Origin of the sequence: Massilia sp. LMS1-1-1.1 (assembly GCF_040815535.1) — a bacterium.
In the GTDB taxonomy this organism is placed as follows: domain Bacteria; phylum Pseudomonadota; class Gammaproteobacteria; order Burkholderiales; family Burkholderiaceae_D; genus Janthinobacterium; species Janthinobacterium aestuarii.
Window position 1 is genome coordinate 607,365 of the sequence record NZ_JBFPNG010000023.1, and the last position, 17,420, is coordinate 624,784.

Annotated in this window: 17 protein-coding genes and 1 tRNA gene; 11 read left to right on the plus strand and 7 right to left on the minus strand. The window is 62.5% G+C overall.

The window, feature by feature from the left end; genetic code table 11:
* The first annotated feature begins 49 nt into the window (after positions 1–49).
* From MRBLMS1_RS17740 to MRBLMS1_RS17760, 5 genes are all read left to right on the plus strand, one after another.
* Positions 50–1,369, plus strand: a complete 1,320-nt coding sequence (locus MRBLMS1_RS17740) for an ABC transporter substrate-binding protein (RefSeq protein WP_034752814.1) — start codon at positions 50–52, stop codon at positions 1,367–1,369.
* A 124-nt stretch (positions 1,370–1,493) separates the two neighbouring features.
* Positions 1,494–2,330: an ABC transporter ATP-binding protein gene (locus MRBLMS1_RS17745; protein WP_485880747.1), complete on the plus strand. Its 837-nt coding sequence runs from the start codon at positions 1,494–1,496 to the stop codon at positions 2,328–2,330.
* 16 nt (positions 2,331–2,346) lie between these two features.
* On the plus strand, positions 2,347–2,706 hold the full coding sequence (locus MRBLMS1_RS17750; RefSeq protein WP_485880749.1) for an MmcQ/YjbR family DNA-binding protein: 360 nt from the start codon (positions 2,347–2,349) through the stop codon (positions 2,704–2,706).
* Positions 2,703–3,959 (plus strand): phenylacetate--CoA ligase family protein, encoded by a 1,257-nt coding sequence (locus MRBLMS1_RS17755; protein WP_485880751.1) that lies wholly within the window; start codon positions 2,703–2,705, stop codon positions 3,957–3,959. The genes MRBLMS1_RS17750 and MRBLMS1_RS17755 overlap by 4 nt, the downstream gene beginning before the upstream one ends.
* A gap of 76 nt (positions 3,960–4,035) precedes the next feature.
* Complete coding sequence (locus MRBLMS1_RS17760; protein ID WP_058049341.1) at positions 4,036–4,617, plus strand: hypoxanthine-guanine phosphoribosyltransferase; 582 nt, start codon at positions 4,036–4,038, stop codon at positions 4,615–4,617.
* Positions 4,618–4,761: 144 nt separating this feature from the next.
* On the opposite strand, the gene MRBLMS1_RS17765 is transcribed toward MRBLMS1_RS17760, so the two are convergent.
* The 3 genes from MRBLMS1_RS17765 to MRBLMS1_RS17775 all read right to left on the minus strand — a co-directional run bounded on the left by MRBLMS1_RS17765 (position 4,762) and on the right by MRBLMS1_RS17775 (position 6,978).
* The gene (locus MRBLMS1_RS17765; protein WP_485880753.1) at positions 4,762–5,715 is read right to left on the minus strand and encodes an NAD(P)H-dependent flavin oxidoreductase; all 954 of its coding nucleotides are present in this window, start codon (positions 5,713–5,715) and stop codon (positions 4,762–4,764) included.
* A 98-nt stretch (positions 5,716–5,813) separates the two neighbouring features.
* A complete protein-coding gene (locus tag MRBLMS1_RS17770) occupies positions 5,814–6,737 on the minus strand; it encodes an MBL fold metallo-hydrolase (RefSeq protein WP_485880755.1) in 924 nt (307 codons plus the stop codon).
* Between the two features lie 7 nt (positions 6,738–6,744).
* Positions 6,745–6,978, minus strand: coding sequence for a DUF1289 domain-containing protein (locus tag MRBLMS1_RS17775; protein ID WP_485880757.1), 234 nt, complete (start codon positions 6,976–6,978; stop codon positions 6,745–6,747).
* 277 nt (positions 6,979–7,255) lie between these two features.
* Between MRBLMS1_RS17775 and MRBLMS1_RS17780 the strand changes: the two genes are divergently transcribed.
* Both MRBLMS1_RS17780 and MRBLMS1_RS17785 read left to right on the plus strand, forming a co-directional pair.
* On the plus strand, positions 7,256–7,669 hold the full coding sequence (locus MRBLMS1_RS17780; RefSeq protein WP_034752801.1) for a CopG family transcriptional regulator: 414 nt from the start codon (positions 7,256–7,258) through the stop codon (positions 7,667–7,669).
* A 54-nt stretch (positions 7,670–7,723) separates the two neighbouring features.
* Positions 7,724–8,992, plus strand: coding sequence for an extracellular catalytic domain type 1 short-chain-length polyhydroxyalkanoate depolymerase (locus MRBLMS1_RS17785; protein WP_485880760.1), 1,269 nt, complete (start codon positions 7,724–7,726; stop codon positions 8,990–8,992).
* Here MRBLMS1_RS17785 and MRBLMS1_RS17790 read toward each other — a convergent pair.
* From MRBLMS1_RS17790 to MRBLMS1_RS17800, 3 genes are all read right to left on the minus strand, one after another.
* Positions 8,985–10,136, minus strand: a complete 1,152-nt coding sequence (locus MRBLMS1_RS17790) for a response regulator (RefSeq protein WP_456148171.1) — start codon at positions 10,134–10,136, stop codon at positions 8,985–8,987. The two genes, MRBLMS1_RS17785 and MRBLMS1_RS17790, sit on opposite strands and share 8 nt — an antisense overlap.
* Before the next feature lie 31 nt (positions 10,137–10,167).
* A complete protein-coding gene (locus MRBLMS1_RS17795) occupies positions 10,168–13,215 on the minus strand; it encodes a response regulator (protein WP_485880762.1) in 3,048 nt (1,015 codons plus the stop codon).
* A 95-nt stretch (positions 13,216–13,310) separates the two neighbouring features.
* A complete protein-coding gene (locus MRBLMS1_RS17800) occupies positions 13,311–13,511 on the minus strand; it encodes a cysteine-rich CWC family protein (protein WP_485880764.1) in 201 nt (66 codons plus the stop codon).
* A 231-nt stretch (positions 13,512–13,742) separates the two neighbouring features.
* On the opposite strand from MRBLMS1_RS17800, the gene argB reads away from it, so the two are divergent.
* Together argB and MRBLMS1_RS17810 are read left to right on the plus strand one after the other, a co-directional pair.
* A complete protein-coding gene (gene argB, locus MRBLMS1_RS17805) occupies positions 13,743–14,636 on the plus strand; it encodes an acetylglutamate kinase (RefSeq protein WP_010393729.1) in 894 nt (297 codons plus the stop codon).
* Positions 14,637–14,676: 40 nt separating this feature from the next.
* Positions 14,677–14,751: transfer RNA gene (locus tag MRBLMS1_RS17810), tRNA-Thr, on the plus strand.
* Positions 14,752–15,031: 280 nt separating this feature from the next.
* On the opposite strand, the gene MRBLMS1_RS17815 is transcribed toward MRBLMS1_RS17810, so the two are convergent.
* A complete protein-coding gene (locus MRBLMS1_RS17815) occupies positions 15,032–15,901 on the minus strand; it encodes a TraB/GumN family protein (protein WP_485880766.1) in 870 nt (289 codons plus the stop codon).
* A 90-nt stretch (positions 15,902–15,991) separates the two neighbouring features.
* Between MRBLMS1_RS17815 and MRBLMS1_RS17820 the strand changes: the two genes are divergently transcribed.
* Together MRBLMS1_RS17820 and slmA are read left to right on the plus strand one after the other, a co-directional pair.
* On the plus strand, positions 15,992–16,726 hold the full coding sequence (locus MRBLMS1_RS17820) for an HAD-IA family hydrolase (protein ID WP_128140757.1): 735 nt from the start codon (positions 15,992–15,994) through the stop codon (positions 16,724–16,726).
* 102 nt (positions 16,727–16,828) lie between these two features.
* Entirely contained in the window at positions 16,829–17,404 is a 576-nt protein-coding gene (slmA, locus tag MRBLMS1_RS17825; protein WP_034752791.1) for a nucleoid occlusion factor SlmA, read from the plus strand.
* Positions 17,405–17,420 lie beyond the last annotated feature (16 nt).

Below are 17,420 nucleotides of genomic sequence, written 5' to 3' on the forward strand. Positions count from 1 at the left end.
GTCGATGTCGGTTCACTTGAATACCAAATAAAACAAGAGGAGACACACAATGAAACACATCAAATCGCTCATGCTGGCCGCCGCCATCGCCAGTGCCGCACTCACCATGGCCGGCAGCGCGCAAGCGCAGGACAAGGAACAGTACATCGCCCTGCCGTCCTACCGCGTGGGTCCTTACGCGGCCGGCGGCTCCGGTTTCTACGGCGGCATCATCGATTACTTCAACCTGGTCAACCAGGCCGGCGGCGTCAATGGCGTGAAAATCAGCTGGGAAGAATGCGAAACCGAATACAACCCGTCGCGCGGCGTGGAATGCTATGAGCGCCTTAAAACCAAGCAGGGCGGCGCCACCCTGGTCGAAACCCTGTCCACGGGCGTCGCCTACGGCATCCTCGACCGCGTGGCACAGGACAAGATCCCCATGACGATGATCGGCTACGGCCGCTCGGACGCCGCCAACGGCAAGGTCTTCCCGTATGTGTATCCGCTGATCTCCAGCTACTGGAGCCAGGCTGCCGCCATGATCAAGTACCTGGGCGACAAGGATGGCGGCATGGACAAGCTGAAAGGCAAAAAGATCGTCCACCTGTACCACGATTCGGCCTTCGGCAAGGAGCCACTGCCCGTGCTTGAAGCGCTGTCGAAACAGTACGGCTTCGAGCTGGTGAAAATTCCCGTCGCGCCACCGGGCAGCGAACAGCAGTCGCAATGGCTGCAAATCCGCCAGGCCAAGCCGGACCACGTGATCCTGTGGGGCTGGGGCGTGATGAACTCCGTGGCCATCAAGACGGCGCAGCGCAACGGCTTCCCGCGCGACAAAATGCTGGGCGTCTGGTGGGCCGGCTCCGAGGAAGACACGATTCCATCGGGCGACGCAGCCAAGGGCTACACGGCGATGACCTTCAATACGCCGGGCAACTACCCCGTGCTCGACGACATCCGCAAGAAACTCTACGCCTCCGGCAAGGGCAACCTGTCCGACCAGTCGCGCATCGGCTCCGTCTACCACATGCGCGGCGTGACGGCCGGCATCCTGTGGGTGGAAGCGATCCGCGTGGCGCAGGAAAAATTCGGCAAGGGTAAACCGATCACGGGCGAGCAAATGCGCTGGGGCCTGGAAAACCTGAACGTCGACGATGCGCGCCAGAAGGCCGTGGGTGCGCTGGGCATGTTCCCGACCGTGAAAACCAGCTGCGACGACCATGAGGGTTCGGGCGCCGTGAAAGTGCAGCAGTGGGATGGCAAGAAGTGGACCGCCATTACGCCGAAATGGATCGTCGGCGACAAGGCCCTGGTGCGCAAGCTGGTCGAGGAATCGTCGGGCAAGTACGCCGAAGAGAAAAAGATCACGCCGGCGTGCATGAAGTAAGCGGCTTTCGGGATGGTGTCGGATTACGGCCTGCGGCCTAATCCGACCTACGCCGCATCCACGTAGGTCGGATTAGCGTAGCGTAATCCGACAAGCACCAACATCACATGAAAACGAAGCAGCCATGATACCCACTGCCACGCAAACACCAGACACCGCGCCGCCCTACCTGTCGGTCAACAACATCGAAGTCATCTACGACCACGTGATCCTGGTCCTGAAGGGCGTGTCGCTGCAAGTCCCGCAGGGCAAGATCGTGGCGCTCCTGGGCGCCAACGGCGCCGGCAAGTCGACCACCTTGAAAACCATCTCGACCCTGCTGCGCGGCGAACGCGGCGACGTCACCAAGGGCGAAGTCCAGTTCAAGGGCGAGCGCGTGGACCAATTGACGCCGAATGAACTGGTCAAGCGGGGCCTGTCGCAAGTGATGGAAGGGCGCCACTGTTTCGGCCACCTGACCATCGAGGAAAACCTGCTGACGGGCGCCTATACGCGCAGCCTGTCGCGCGGCGAGCTGAAAGACGCGCTGGACAAGGTCTACCACTATTTTCCGCGCCTGAAAACGCGGCGCAGCAGCCAGGCCGGCTACACCTCGGGCGGCGAACAGCAGATGTGCGCCATCGGCCGCGCGCTGATGGCCAAGCCGTCGATGATTTTATTGGACGAGCCCTCGATGGGCATCGCGCCGCAGATCGTCGAAGAGATCTTCGGCATCGTGAAGGATTTGAACCACAAGGAAAACGTCTCTTTCCTGCTGGCCGAACAGAACACCAACGTGGCGCTGCGCTACGCCGACTTCGGCTACATCCTGGAAAACGGCAGAGTCGTGATGGAAGGGCAAGCGCAGGAACTGGCCAGCAACGAAGACGTCAAAGAGTTTTACCTGGGCGTGTCCAGCGCCGGGCGCAAGAGCTTCCGCGACATGAAGTTCTACCGCCGCCGCAAGCGCTGGCTGGCCTGATATCGGAGCTGCCGTCATGGACCTGGAACGGGCGAAGCAAGTGTGCCGCGGCTTTCCCGGCGCGACCGAAGACATCAAGTGGAGCAACGTGCTGGCGTTTTCTGTCGGTGGCCGCCTGTTCGCGCTATGCGGCGCGGAAGCGCACAGTACGCGCGGCATGAGCTTCAAGGTCGATGCGGAGCGCTTCCTGGAACTGACGGACCGCCCCGGTTTTCGCCCGGCGCCCTACCTGGCGCGGGCCAAATGGGTGCTGGTCGCCAGTCCCGACGCCCTCGACGACGACGAAATGGCCGCCCTGCTACACCGCTCATACAGCCTGATTTTGGCGGGGCTGACGAAAAAAATGCAACGTGACATTGGAGAATCCGCAACATGACCGATACGCTCGACAGTCTGGAAGCACGCGCCCCCGAAGCGCGCGAACGCGAATTGATGGCCGGCCTGCCGCAGCTGATCGCGCGCGCGCAACAGGCGCCGGGCTGGGCCCGCATCCTCGATGGCGTCAACGCGGCCGACATCACCAGCCGCGCCGCGCTGGCGCAGCTGCCCGTCACGCGCAAGTCCGACCTCAAGCAATTGCAGCACGGCGCGCTGCCGTTCGGCGGCTTGAACACGACGCCGAAAAACGCCCTGTCGCGCGTCTTCGTCTCGCCCGGTCCCATCTTCGATCCGGAAGGCCGCGGCCCCGACTGGTGGCGCTTCGCGCGGCCCATGTATGCGGCCGGCGTGCGCGCCGGCGGCTTGCTGCAGAACTGCTTTTCGTATCACTTCACGCCGGCCGCCTTCATGGTCGAAGGGGGCGCCGCGCGCATCGGCTGCACCGTCATCCCGGCCGGCATCGGCCAGACGGAAATGCAGGTGCAGGCGATGGTCGACCTGAAGCCGGATACGTATATCGGCACGCCGTCATTTTTAAAACTGATCATCGAAAAAGCGCGCGAAATGGGCGCCGACATCAGCAGCGTCACCAAGGCCGTGATGGGCGCCGAAGCCTTGCCCGAATCCCTGCGCAGCTGGTTTGCCGCGAACGGCGTGCCGCACGTGTTCCAGACCTATGCCTCGGCCGATATAGGCAGCATCGCCTATGAGACGGCCAGCAATGGCAAACTCAATCCGGGCATGGTCGTTGATGAAAACATACTGCTGGAAATCGTCCATCCGGGCAGCGGCATTCCCGTCGCGCCGGGTGAAGTGGGCGAAGTCGTCGTCACCGTCTTCAATGCCGACTACCCGCTGATCCGCTTTGCCACGGGCGATCTGTCGGCCGTGCTGGTCAATACGCCGGAGTCGCCGTGCGGGCGCACGAATACGCGCATCAAAGGCTGGATGGGACGCGCCGATCAAACCACCAAGGTGCGCGCCATGTTCGTGCATCCGTCGCAGGTGCATGAAATCACGCGCCGCCACCCGCAAATCAAGAAGGCGCGGCTGGTGGTGTCTGGCCGCATGGCCAACGACGAAATGACTTTGCATTGCGAAGTCGATAATCCCCATGACGCCAGCGGCACCGAGGCCATCATCGGCTCGATCCGCGAACTGACCAAGCTGCGCGGCGACGTGGTGCTGGTGGCCGTGGGCAGCCTGGCGCAAGATGGGAAAATAATCGACGACGTGCGCGATTACAGCTAGGCGTAGCGCACGGATGGCGTTTGCGGGATAATACCCGCATTCATCATCAGCCCCATTCATCGCCATGCAAGAGTCCATGCAAGAATTTCATCACAATCGTGCCCGTGACCTGATCAAGAACGCGGAACTGCTGTTCGACCAAGACGCCGTGCAGGCGTCGATCACGCGCATGGCCGATGTGCTCAACACGCGCTTCAACGCCGAGGACTCGAAAGAGTTCCCGCTGGTGCTGGGCGTGATGGGCGGCGCCGTCGTGTTTACGGGCAGCCTGCTGCCGCAACTGAGCTTTCCGCTCGAATTCGACTACATCCACGTAAGCCGCTACGGCGACGACGACAAGGGTGGCGAAGTGGTGTGGAAAGTCATCCCCCGCTCGAACGTGGCGGGCCGCACCGTCATCGTGCTCGATGATATTCTCGACGAAGGCGAAACCCTGGCGCACGTCAAGCAGCGCTTGCTGGACATGGGTGCTTCGGAAGTCATCCTGGCCGTGTTCGCCGACAAGGCCATCGGCAAGAAAAAGCCCGTGCAAGCCGACATCGTCGGCCTGGTGATCCCGAACCGCTTCGTCGTCGGCTTCGGTATGGATGCGTATGGCTACTGGCGCAACCTGCCGGGGCTGTGGGCCATCAAGCCTGAAGATTTGAAGCAGGAGTGATGGAGGTGTTGTCGGATTACGCGCTGCGCGCTAATCCGACCTACCAGTGCCCGGTGGCGTAATCCGACACCGCCATCATAGGTCGTAGGTCGGATTAGCGGCGGCACGCCGCGTAATCCGACACCACCACCATCGCAACAACGATTACAGCTTCAACCGCGCGCGCGCCGCATCGTATTCGGCTTTCAGGCGCGCCACCATCTCTTCCACGCTCGGCACGTCATTCATCAAGCCTACGCCCTGGCCCGCGCCCCAGATGTCGCGCCAGGCCTTGGCGCTGCCCGAGCCGAAATTCATCGCGCTCTTGTCCGCTTCGGGCAAGGCTTCCGGATCGAGTCCGGCCGCTTCGATCGATTTTTTCAGGTAATTGCCGTGCACGCCAGTAAACAGGTTCGTGTAGACGATGTCCGCCGCGCTGGAATCGACGATGGCGTCGCGGTAGCCGTCGCTGACGTTCGATTCCTTGGTCGCCAGCCAGCGCGAGCCGATGTAGGCAAAGTCCGCGCCCATCGCTTGCGCGGCCAGTACGGCGTCGCCCGTGGCGATGGAGCCGGACAGGGCCAGCGGACCGTCGAAGAATTTGCGCACTTCGCCCACCAGCGCGAATGGCGACAGGGTGCCCGCGTGGCCGCCAGCGCCGCTGGCCACCAGGATCAAGCCATCGACACCAGCTTCCAGCGCCTTTTTCGCGTGGCGGATCGAAATCACGTCATGCAGCACGATGCCGCCATAGCTGTGGATGGCGTCGAGCATTTCCTTGGGCGGCGCGCGCAGCGAGGAAATGATGATGGGGATCCGGTGTTTGACGCACACTTCCACGTCATGCGCGAGGCGGTCGTTCGACTGGTGCACGATCTGGTTGACGGCGATCGGCCCGACTTTCTTGTCCGGATTGGCGGCCTGGAAGGCGGCCAGTTCGGCCTGCAGCTCCGTAAGCCACGTGTCGAGCAATTCGGCGGGACGCGCGTTCAGGGCCGGGAAGGACCCGACGATGCCGGCCTTGCACTGCGCCGCGACGAGGGCCGGGCCGCTGGCGATGAACATCGGCGAAGCGATAACGGGTAAGGAGAGGTTTTGCAACGCAACAGGCAATGCCATGGCGGACTCGCTGGAAAGTTGATCGGGATGAGAAACACACTGAGCTTGATTATAGTGCAGAAAAAGTACGATCGTGCTGAATTTATCGCGACTGTGTTTCAACCCTCGTTAAGCAAGTACTCACCCTCGATGCGCGCGGCCGTGGCCCGCATCAACTGGGAAACGGCCCACTCGGCCAGCGCGGCCGCCTCCTGGCGCAGGAAGCGCCGGTTGGCCTCTTCGAAGACGGGCATGCCGCGCAGCAGAGCCGGTATCTCGGCGAGGGCGATGCGCTGGCGTTCCAGCAGCAGGAATTTCAGCAGCACTTTTACGGCGTTCTGCGCATTGCGCACGGGATCGGACGCCAGGTAATCGAGGCGCGAATAGGCGCGCTGCAGGGCGCCGTCCGCATCCTGAAACGGCCGCCCGTGGCCGGGGATCACCACGCGCACGTCCAGGCTGGCGATCAGGTCCAGGGTGGCGCGCGCCTCAGGAAAACCGGAGCCGCCATCGAGTTCGGGGAAGATCACGCCAAAGCCGTTTTCCCACAGGGCGTCGGCAGAGATCAGGATGCCCTCGTCGGCGCAGTAAAAAATCAGCGAGTGCGGATCGTGGCCCGGTGCGCCCAGCGCTTGCCAGCGCATGTCGGCCAAGGTCAACGTGTCGCCGGGCGAGATGGTGGCATCAAAGCCGAAGCGCGGACATTGCTGGCCCGTGGCCTGGAAGCTGAGGGCGTCGACATCCCAGGCGCGCACCTTGTCCGCTTCCGACACGGGAATGGCCGTATGGCAGCCGTACTCCTCTTGCAGCAGCGCGTTGCCGCCGCAATGGTCGGAATGCAGATGGGTGTTGAACAGGCGGTCCAGGGGACGGCCGGCAAGGCTATGGCGCAGCAGGGCCAGGGTTTGCGGCGCATGCGTGACATAGCCGCTGTCGATCAGGGTCGTGTCCTCCCGGCCCAGGAACAGGATGTTGTTCGACGACAGCCAGCCGCGTTCGAATACCTGCATGGCATCGGGGAACAGCGCTGGCGATCGCGGCATGGCTTCCTCAGTAGTCGGACTCGAAATCGAGCAGGGATTCGCGTCCTGGCAATTCGGCCCACACGGCGCGCTTGAAGTCGTCGTCGGCCTTGCTCCAGGCCATGATCTCGTCGAGCGTGCGCAAACAGCCTTCGCACAAGCCGCTGTTGCGGTTCATCTTGCACAGGCTGACGCAGGGCGACGGTACCGGCGACGGCAAGGGAAGCGGAACGGCTGGCGGAGGTGGGGTAGCGACCATCATGAAGCGGCATCGGTAAACGTGGAGGCTTCATTATGCCGCGAAACGGCACCGGCGAGTCGACGGGATCGGCATGCAATGTTTCTGTGAATATATTTTCCAGAGTACAAATGATCAAAAACGCATCTTCCGGAAATTTATTTTGCGCTGCATTCTCACTCTGCGGGTGCCCGTCCTACAACACGATCAGGCCAGATCCTGCTTGACTTGAGATATTACACAACTATACTACCATCCATACAGATGGCAAATGGATGCCACGTGGAGTTTATGGAGAGATATGGCCAAGCAAGACAGCAAGCCCAAAATTGGGGAATCCGAGAAAATCACGATCAACCTCGGCTTGATCGACCTGGGGCAGATCGATCTGCTGGTCCAGGAGGGATTTTATTCCAACCGTACGGATCTGATCCGTACGGCCATACGCAACCAACTGGGTACGCACGCCGACGTGGTGAAACAAACCGTCGCCCGTAAAAGCCTGGTATTGGGCATGCAGCATTACTCGCGCGCCGACCTGGAAGCGATCCAGGCAGCCGGCCAGCGCCTGCAGATACAGGTGCTGGGACTGGCCAGCATCGCCAGCGACGTCTCCGTGGAACTGGCACTGGCCACCATCGAGTCGATTTTCGTATTAGGTGCCCTGCACGCCAGCACCGTCGTCAAGACGGCGCTCGCAGGGCGAATTCACTAGCGTATTGGTTCGCGGCGATGACCCGGCCGATACGCGGCACCGTTAAGGATGGTCATGAAACTACCTCTCAACATGCTGGCGCAGATGCGCGCCGCAACCCGCAACCTGATGGGCAGCGGTCCCGCCGCCGCCACCGAAGCGATCCAGCAAGCGCTGTCCGCCGCCGGCCTGGCGCCGCAGGCTGCCGCCACGCAAACGCCGCCACCGCAGCCGATGCGTGACATTAATCCGCCACCTGCGCCGCAAGCCAGAGCCGAGCAGCCGCAAGCTGCCGCCGCACCAGAGACGCCTGCCGCGCCACCCACGGCCGCACAGGTGGCGCAGGACTTCGCGCAGGATTTCATGTCGCGCCTGGGCGTACCGGCCGGCCTGGGCCAGCACAGCTTCGACATGCCCAGCTTCGAGCTGCCGAACTTCCACCCACCCGGCTTCAACGCGCCGGCCGCCACGCCGGTGGAGATACCCGCAGGTGCACAGTTCATCGACGGCGTGTACCGCAACCATGCGGGCACGCGTTCCTACAAACTGTATATCCCCAGCAGCTATCACGGCCAGGCCATGCCGCTGATCGTGATGCTGCACGGCTGCACGCAAAATCCCGACGACTTCGCCGCCGGCACGCAGATGAATGCGCTGGCCGAAGAAAAGGAATGCTTTGTCGTCTACCCGGCGCAAACGCAGGGTGCCAACAGTTCGCGTTGCTGGAACTGGTTCAACGCCATCGACCAGCAGCGCGACCAGGGCGAACCATCGCTGATCGCCGGCATCGCCCGGCAAGTGATCGACGAATATCCTGTGAATGAACGCGAAGTGTTCGTCGCCGGCCTGTCGGCGGGCGGCGCCATGGCCGTCATCGTCGGTACTTTGTATCCCGACCTGTTTGCCGCCGTCGGCGTGCATTCGGGCTTGCCTTTCGCCTCGGCGCAGGACTTGCCGTCGGCGCTGGCAGCCATGAAGGGCGGCGCCATGCCCAACGCCCAACGCAAGGCGCCGGCCGGCGGCGTGCCCATCATCGTCTTCCACGGCGACCGCGACACCACCGTCAACCCGCGCAATGGCGATGAACTGATCGCCCAGGGCGTGCGCAGCCAGGCGGGCGGCAAGGCGGCGAAAGCCGCGTCCATCGACGGCAGCGTGCCGAATGGCCACCGCTACACGCGCACCACGCACAGCCAGGCCGATGGCTCGCCGCTGGGCGAATACTGGGTCATCCACGGCGCCGGCCATGCGTGGTCCGGCGGCAGCGATAACGGCAGCTATACGGATGGAAAAGGGCCGGACGCGAGCCGCGAAATGCTGCGCTTCTTCAAGACCGTCAGCTGATGTTGTCGGTGTAGGGCGCGATCTGCCGCTGCTTGTCGGCGATCTCGCATACGCCGTCGGCATAGCGGTGGGAGATGGCGATGAACTGGTCCTGGATCTGCAAAAAGGCGTCGACGATCTCGGCGTCGAAATGCGAACCGCGTCCTTCAACGATGATCCGCACGGCCTGCGCATGGTCCATGCCCTGCTTGTAGATACGCCGGCTGATCAGGGCGTCGTACACGTCGGCCAGCGCCATCAGGCGCGCCGAAATCGGGATATCTTCGCCAGCCAGCCCTTGCGGGTAGCCGCTGCCATCCCATTTTTCATGGTGGCTGTAGGCGATCTCTTTCGCGTACTTGAGGAAATCGACTTCGATGCCCAGCTCGTGCTCGGCCGCCAGGATGGCGTCGCGTCCCAGGGTGGTGTGCGTCTTCATGATGGCCATTTCGTGCGGCTCGAAACGTCCCGGCTTGAGCAGGATATGGTCGGGGATGCCCACCTTGCCGATGTCGTGCAGCGGCGCCGTCTTGAACAGCAGTTCGATATTCTTGTCCGTCAAAAAATCGCGGAAACGCGGCAAGCCGCGCACCTTCTCGGCCAGCGCCTTCAGGTAGTGCGAGGTGCGGCGGATATGGTTGCCCGTCTCGCTGTCGCGCGTCTCGGCCAGCGAGGCCATGGCGTGGATGGTGACGTCCTGCAGCGCCGCCACTTCCTGCACGCGGCGCTCCACTTCCGTTTCCAGGTACTGGTTCTGGTCGCGCAGGAAATCCTGCATCTGCTTCATCGCCAGCTGTGTCCTGATGCGCGCCAGCACGATGGGCGCCGAGATCGGCTTGGTGATGTAGTCGACGGCGCCCAGGGCCAGGCCCAGCTGCTCGTCCGCCACTTCGCTCATGGCCGTGACGAAAATCACGGGGATGCCGGCCGTGGCGGGATCGGCCTTCAGCGCGCGGCACACGTCGTAGCCGCTCATGCCCGGCATCATGATATCGAGCAGGATCAGGTCGGGCTGGTCGCTGCCGGCGGCGATCTTCAGGGCGCGCTCGCCATTGACGGCGATCTTGGTGCGGTAATCGTCTTCCAGCACCGCGCGCAGCAGATCGATATTGTCTGGCGTGTCGTCGACCACCAGGATGGTTGGCTTGCTTGCCGGCGCTCTCATGCCCGTCCTTCGTTCTGCATCATTATCCTTCTCACAGTGTCAGCTCCAGCGCATCGGCCACTTCGCCCAGCTGCGCTAGCGCACCTTCGAAATCGTATTGTCCCAGCATGCGCTTCAACTGGCGCGCATGTTCCGCCTGCCCCGCCGCGACCAGCACGGGGCCGATGCCGTCGAGGTGCTTGACGGCCTGCGCATCGTCCTGCTGCAGCAGCTGCGACAGCTCGCGCAAGCCTGCTTCCAGGTGCGCCCGGTCCACCGGCGCCACGTGCGCCACCGCCGCGCCACCCGCCTCGGCCGCATGGCCGCGCGACTGCATGGCCAGCACGATCTTCGGCACCAGCTCGTCGAGCGCCAAAGTGCAGGCGGCCAGCGCCTGCGGCAAGCCGTCGTGCGAGCCCAGGCTGAGCAAGTGCTCGACCCGCGCGGCGCTGTCGGCCAGGCCGCCGGCGCCGATATTACCGGCCAGGCCCTTCAGGGTATGCGCTTCGCGGATCGCCGTTTCCAGCTGGTTGTTCTCGATGGCGGCAACGATGCGCTGCATGGCGTCGAATTGGGTTTCCACGAAGCGGTCCAGCAATTTTCGCATCAAAGCGGCATTGCCGCCCACGCGGCGCATGGCCTCCGCCATTTTCAGGCCGGCGATCACGGGCAGCTCCGCTTCCGGCTGCGCCACCACCGCCGCCATTTCCTGCGGCGTGGCCGGCGCAATCCAGCGCGCCAGGGTGCCGAACAGCTGCGCCACGTCGATCGGCTTGGCGATGAAATCGTTCATGCCGGCGTCCAGGCATTTTTCCTTGTCGCCCACCATGGCATTGGCCGTCATGGCGATCACGGGCAAATTCGAATAGCGGGGATCCTGGCGCAGCTTGCGCGTCGCCTGGTAGCCGTCCATCACCGGCATCTGGCAATCCATCAGCACGCCGTCATAGGCGTTTTCCGCGATCTTCGCCAGCGCGATGGCGCCATTGCCGGCGATGTCGACGCGGATGCCGGCGTCGTTGAGGATATGCTGCGCCACTTCCTGGTTCACTTCATTATCCTCGACCAGCAGCAGCCAGGCGCCGCGCAAGGCGCGCTCGTCGTCGCGGTAGCTGCTCTGGCGCTGCGTCTTGCGGCTCTGCCCCGTCACGCCGCCAAACACGAACGCAATCTGGTCGAGCAGGGTCGAGGCGCTGATCGGCTTGTTCAATACGCCGTCGAGCGGCAAGTCGCGCTGGCGCGCCGCCTCCAGCAGCGCTTCGCGATGGAAGGCCGTGACCATGATGCAGGCCGGTGTCGCATCGATGCCGGCGGCATCGGCGCGGATGCCGGCCAGGGTATCGAGACCGTTCATGCCCGGCATTTTCCAGTCCATCAGCACCAGGCCGTACGGCCGCCCCTCGGCGCGCGCCTGCGCCACGGCGCCGATGGCCAGCGCGCCGCCAAGCACGGCACGCGCCTCGAAGCCCAGCGCCGTCAGCATGCTGACGAAGATTTCACGCGCGCTGGGGTTGTCGTCAACCACCAGCACGCGCAGGCCATGGAATTGCTGTGGCAGTAGCAAATTATCGCGCGGCACGGCAGCCAGGCCGAAGCGGGCCGTGAAGAAAAAGGTGCTGCCCACGCCCGCTTCGCTGACCAGGTCGATCTCGCCTTCCATCATTTCCACCAGCCGCTTGCTGATGGTCAGCCCCAGGCCCGTGCCGCCATGGTGGCGCGTGGTGGACGTGTCGGCCTGCGTAAAGGCCTGGAACAATTTGCTGCGCTGGGGCGGCGTGAGGCCGATACCCGTGTCGCGCACGTCCACGCGCAGCACGGCCGCATGCTCTTCCAGCTGCTGCAGGCGGATAGTGACGACGATCTCGCCCTTGTCCGTAAATTTGATGGCGTTGTTGGTCAGGTTGATCAGCACCTGGCCCAGGCGCAGCGGATCGCCCTGCAGGGCGTTCGGCACGTCGGGGGCGACGTCGAACAGCAGTTCGAGCCCCTTGTCCTGCGCGCGCATCACGGACAGGTCGGCGATCTGCGCCAGCACGTCCTCGAGGAAGAAATCGACTTTTTCAAAGGCCATCTTGCCCGCCTCGATCTTCGAGAAATCGAGGATGTCGTCGATGATGGCCAGCAGGTTCTTCGAAGCCGATTCCACCTTCTCCAGGTAGTTGCGCTGGATCGACGTCAGTTCCGTCTGCAGCGCCAGGTGGGTCATGCCGATGATGCCGTTCATCGGCGTACGGATTTCGTGCGACATATTGGCGAGGAAGTCCGACTTCATCTTGGTTGCATCTTCTGCCACCTCGACGGCGTGGCGCAGGTCCTGCTCGACGGCCAGGCTGGTGCTCATGTCCTTGAGCGCCTGCAGCAATTCACCCGTCTCGTCGCGCGACGTCACTTCGATGACGGAGCTGAGATCGCCATTGGCCACGCGCGTGGCGATCGCCACCGCCTCGCCCAGCGGACGCGTGATCGAGCGCGCCGACCAGGCAAAGGCGAGACCCGTCAGCAAGGCCGCCAGGCCGATGCCGCCCATCAGCAGCAGCGAGGTGTCGATGTCGTTGCGTATCCTGGCCGCGCTGTCGCGGATCAGCTGCTGCTGCAAGTCGTCGAGCTGGCCCACGTACAGCAGCACTTTTTCCAGCACCGGCAAGGTCTGCGTCTGCATGGCCTGCTCGGCGCGGGCATGCTCGCCGCGCTCGACCAGTTCGAACATCGCCTTGAGCGACACATAGTAGCCGGCGCGTGCCAGGTGCATCTGTTCCAGCAGGCGCCGTTCCTCGGGCCGCGCATCGAGGCCATCGAGGATGCGCACCTGCTCGTCGATGCCTTGCTTGATCGCTTCGAGGCGCGCCTGGTTCGCCTGGCGCAGCGCCAGCTCGTGCTGGTTCGGCAGGTTGCCGATGCGCGTGGCCGCCTCGCGCGCCAGCCCGTGGATCTTGCTGGTGGCCTTGGCGGCGACCCAGTCGCGCTGCAGGATATCGTCGGTCTCGGCGCGGATGGCATAGATGCGGCTGCCGGACAGGACGATGACGACCAGCATCAGCACGATCAACATGGCATAACCGGCATTGATGCGCACGCCGATACTGATATCCCTGAAGCGCATAACTTTCCTATAAGAAATTCTTGAAAGTCGAAGTCTGACCTTATTCCCCTACAAAATGCAAGGTCTTTTGCAAAGGAAAAAGTATGCCGATGCGCTTATTTGGCCGCTGTCGGGACTTTTTCAGGCGGCGTCAGGGTGGCGATATGGGCTTGCAGGCAGGCGGGGCACCAGCATCCCGCGGCGCTGCCGGGCACGGGAATGGCGGGCGGCAGAGCCACGCACCAGCACGGTTGCTTGGCGTCCGGGTCAAGCTGGCCGCACTGGAAAGTGGCGCCGCACAGGCTGCACTGGCTCATGGCTGTGTGTGAATTGGCAAGTGTGTGTCATGCCGCGCCGGGATGGGACGCAGATGTAACGGGCAGTAAAAGGGCTGGCTGGGGGACATATCGGGCCAGACTATAGGATCATCAGGGAAAATACAACAAGATCGCCCTATAATGCCTCCAAGATTTTCTTCTTCCCTGTAAAATCGCACAAATCTATTTTCCGGACTCGCCATGAATCAACTAGCTAACTTGAACCTGGACATGAATGACGACTTGACGGCGGTGTCGCCGCAAATCAAGGCGCAGATTCTGGCCGAGGCCCTCCCCTACATCCGCAATTTCCACGGCAAGACCATCGTTATCAAATACGGTGGCAATGCCATGACGGACGAACGCCTGAAGCACGGCTTCGCGCGCGACGTCATCCTCCTCAAGCTGGTCGGCATGAACCCGGTCGTGGTGCACGGCGGCGGACCGCAGATCGACAACGCGCTGAAAAAAATCGGCAAGCAAGGCACCTTCGTGCAAGGCATGCGCATCACCGATGAAGAAACCATGGAAGTGGTGGAGTGGGTACTGGGCGGCGAAGTGCAGCAGGATATCGTCATGCTGATCAACCATTACGGCGGCCAGGCCGTGGGCCTGACGGGCAAGGATGGCGGCTTGATCCGCGCGCGCAAGATGCAGATGCCGGACCGCGAACATCCGGGCGAATTCCTCGACATCGGCTTCGTCGGCGAGATCGACGCGATCAACCCGGCCGTCGTCAAGGCTCTGCAGGACGACGCCTTCATTCCCATCATTTCGCCGATCGGTTTCGGCCAGGATGGCCAGGCCTACAACATCAACGCCGATGTCGTGGCGGGCAAGATCGCGGAAATCCTGAAAGCGGAAAAGCTGATCATGATGACCAACATCGCCGGCGTCCAGGACAAGCAGGGCAACCTGGTGACCGACTTGTCGGCGCGCGAAATCGACGAGATGTTCGCCGATGGCACGATCTCGGGCGGCATGCTGCCGAAGATCTCGTCCGCGCTCGACGCCGCCAAGTCCGGCGTGAACACGGTGCACATCATCGACGGCCGCATCGAACACTCATTATTGCTGGAAGTGTTGACCGAGCAGGCTTTTGGTACTATGATCCGTTCGCACTAAAAAATAATTCGGCGCAATTCACCCAGCGCCGATTTTTTATGCCCTTGTAGCTCAGTGGTAGAGCACTCCCTTGGTAAGGGAGAGGCCACGTGTTCGATCCACGTCAAGGGCACCATCGACTTATCCCCGTATCTGAAAAATATCCATGGCTGCGTTGCCTCGCCTCGCCGTACATGCGTACTGTCTTCGGCTCGGCGCCTTGCCCTGAACACTTTTCATCTACTCTGCCGTCATCTCCTCATAGTAAAACTGTCCATGGCGGCGTTGTCCTTCCTCGCCGTACATTCGTACTGTCTTCGTCAGTCCGCCTTGCCCTGAACACTTTTCCATCTGCTCTGCCGCGTGTCTTGCGCGGCTGAGCTAGCGCTATCTCTTCTGCCTTCTGTCGTCAAAACTCAATACACCCGCTCGACCTTCAATCCGCGTTTACGCAGTAAATTCGGCACGCTCTTTTCGCCTACCAAGTGCAGCACGCCGATGGCGGCCAGGCTGGACTTTTCGCGCGCAAGCAAGTTGGCGATGCCGTCGGCCAGGGCCGGGTTGCGACCGTCCAGCAACACCTTTTGCACGAACTGCGCGGCGAACGAGGGGTCTGTTGCCGCTTTGGTGGCCAGCTTGTCGAAGGCGGCCGCGTCGGCGTTGCGCCAGGCATCGGCGATCTCGCGCGCTTCCTGGCTTTGTTCCTGGCCTTCGATCGACGCCACGCCGTCTTCCAGGAAGCGGCACTGGTCGAGCGGCGACATGGCGCCGAACAGCGCCATCTGGCCTTCCATCGATTCGAGTTCCACCACGGGGATCTTGCGCGCCTTGGCTTGCTGCGACAGATAACTGTCGACGGCCAGATCGGAGCGGTAGCCAAGCGTGGAAAATTCGCCGATGGCCAGCACGCTGGCCAGCATCCACGGCTTCATCGGCGCCACCGCTGCGGGCGCGATGCCGTATTTTTGCAACAGCGGCGCAAGACGCGGCGCCAGGGTCTGGCGGCAGTCGGCAGGTACTTTGCTGCCCGGCGCCTCCATGCCGTATTTCAGCACGGCGCTGACGGCCTTGCGCGGATCGGCGCCGGGATCGATCTCCAGCGCCAGCGCACCGGCGCCGTTTAATGCCTGCGTCACGGTCGGCTCGAGCGGATAAAAGTCGGGCGCGCCGACGTGGATGGTACCGAACAAAAACAGGGTGTGGCTGGCATCCTGCACCTTGAACAGCGCGCCCCGTTTTTGCGCCACGGAAGGCGCTTCCGCCAAGGCCGACTGCAACGGCAGCAAGAATAATCCGCAAAACATCACTATAATCTGGCGTCGCATGGTTTTCCTGATTGTTGAATTTTTCATCTTCTCTCGCTAGCAAAGACTCCTGTGCCTGTGTCCCATCTTAACCGCTCGTCGCCGGTCTGGCTGTTTGACCTCGACAACACGCTGCACAATGCCTCGCACGCCATCTTCCCCACCATCACGGCCAATATGAATATCTATATTGCCCGCGTACTGGGCGACGGCGTGACGCCGGCCGACGACGCCATCGTCAATGCGGCGCGCGCGGCCTACTGGCGCCGCTATGGCGCCACCTTGCTGGGCATGGTCAAGCACCATCAGGTGCAGGCCGCGCATTTTCTGCACGAGACGCATGCCTTCGACGATTTGCGCGCGATGATACGCGCCGAGCGGGGGCTGGGGGCTTTACTCAAACGCCTGCCTGGCCGTAAAATTTTACTCACCAACGCGCCGCTGCGCTATTCAAGCGACGTGATGCGCCACCTGGGCTTGCGCCGGCACTTTTCACACCACGTCGCCATCGAAGCGATGCATGTGCACCGCCAGCTGCGGCCCAAGCCATCGACCCTGATGCTGCGCAAACTGATGCGCAAGCACCACATCCGCCCCGGCCGCTGCATTCTGGTGGAAGACACGCTGGCCAACCTCAAGGGTGCGAAAAAACTGGGCCTGCGCACGGCCTGGATCACGCAATACCTGAAAATGGCCGATCCGATCGGCGTGGCAAAGTTGCCCAAGGCGTTAAATCGCCCCGCTTACGTCGATGTCAAAGTAAAATCTGTCCGGCATTTGGCACGCCGCCTTCACCGTCTGCGTTGAAGGGGATTCCTGGGCTTCCGGTTGACACTGGAAGCCGCACCGCTAGCGGCGGTGACGGACCTCCCCATCAAGGCAGCATTTTTTTTAACGACAAGAGAAAATATGGCAAGCACACCGCCGGGCCAACGCAGGCTACAAATTCTTCAGGCCCTCGCCGCAATGCTGGAGCAGCCGAAAGGCGAAAAGATCACCACCGCCGCACTGGCGGCCAGACTGACCGTATCGGAAGCGGCCCTGTACCGCCATTTCGCCAGCAAGGCGCAAATGTTCGAAGGGCTGATCGAATTCATCGAGTCGAGCGTCTTCGGCCTGATCAACCAGATCGCGGAAAAACACAGCGATGGCATGACGCAGACGCGCGACATCATCGGCATGCTGCTCAATTTCGCCATCAGCAATCCGGGCATGACGCGCGTGCTGATCGGTGATGCGCTGGTCAATGAGGACGAGCGCCTGCAAGTGCGCATGAACCAGTTTTACGACCGCGTGGAACTGGCGCTCAAGCAGGCCTTGCGCGTGGCCGCCGCCGAAGGCCATGGCAAGGAAAGCGAAGTGGCGGCGCGCGCCACCCTGATCGTCAGCTTCGTCATCGGACGCTGGCACCGCTACGCCAAGAGCGGATTCAAGATCAATCCATCCCAGGAAGCGGCGCTGCAAATCGCCATGCTGCTGGGGTAAGTCACCGCCGCGGCTG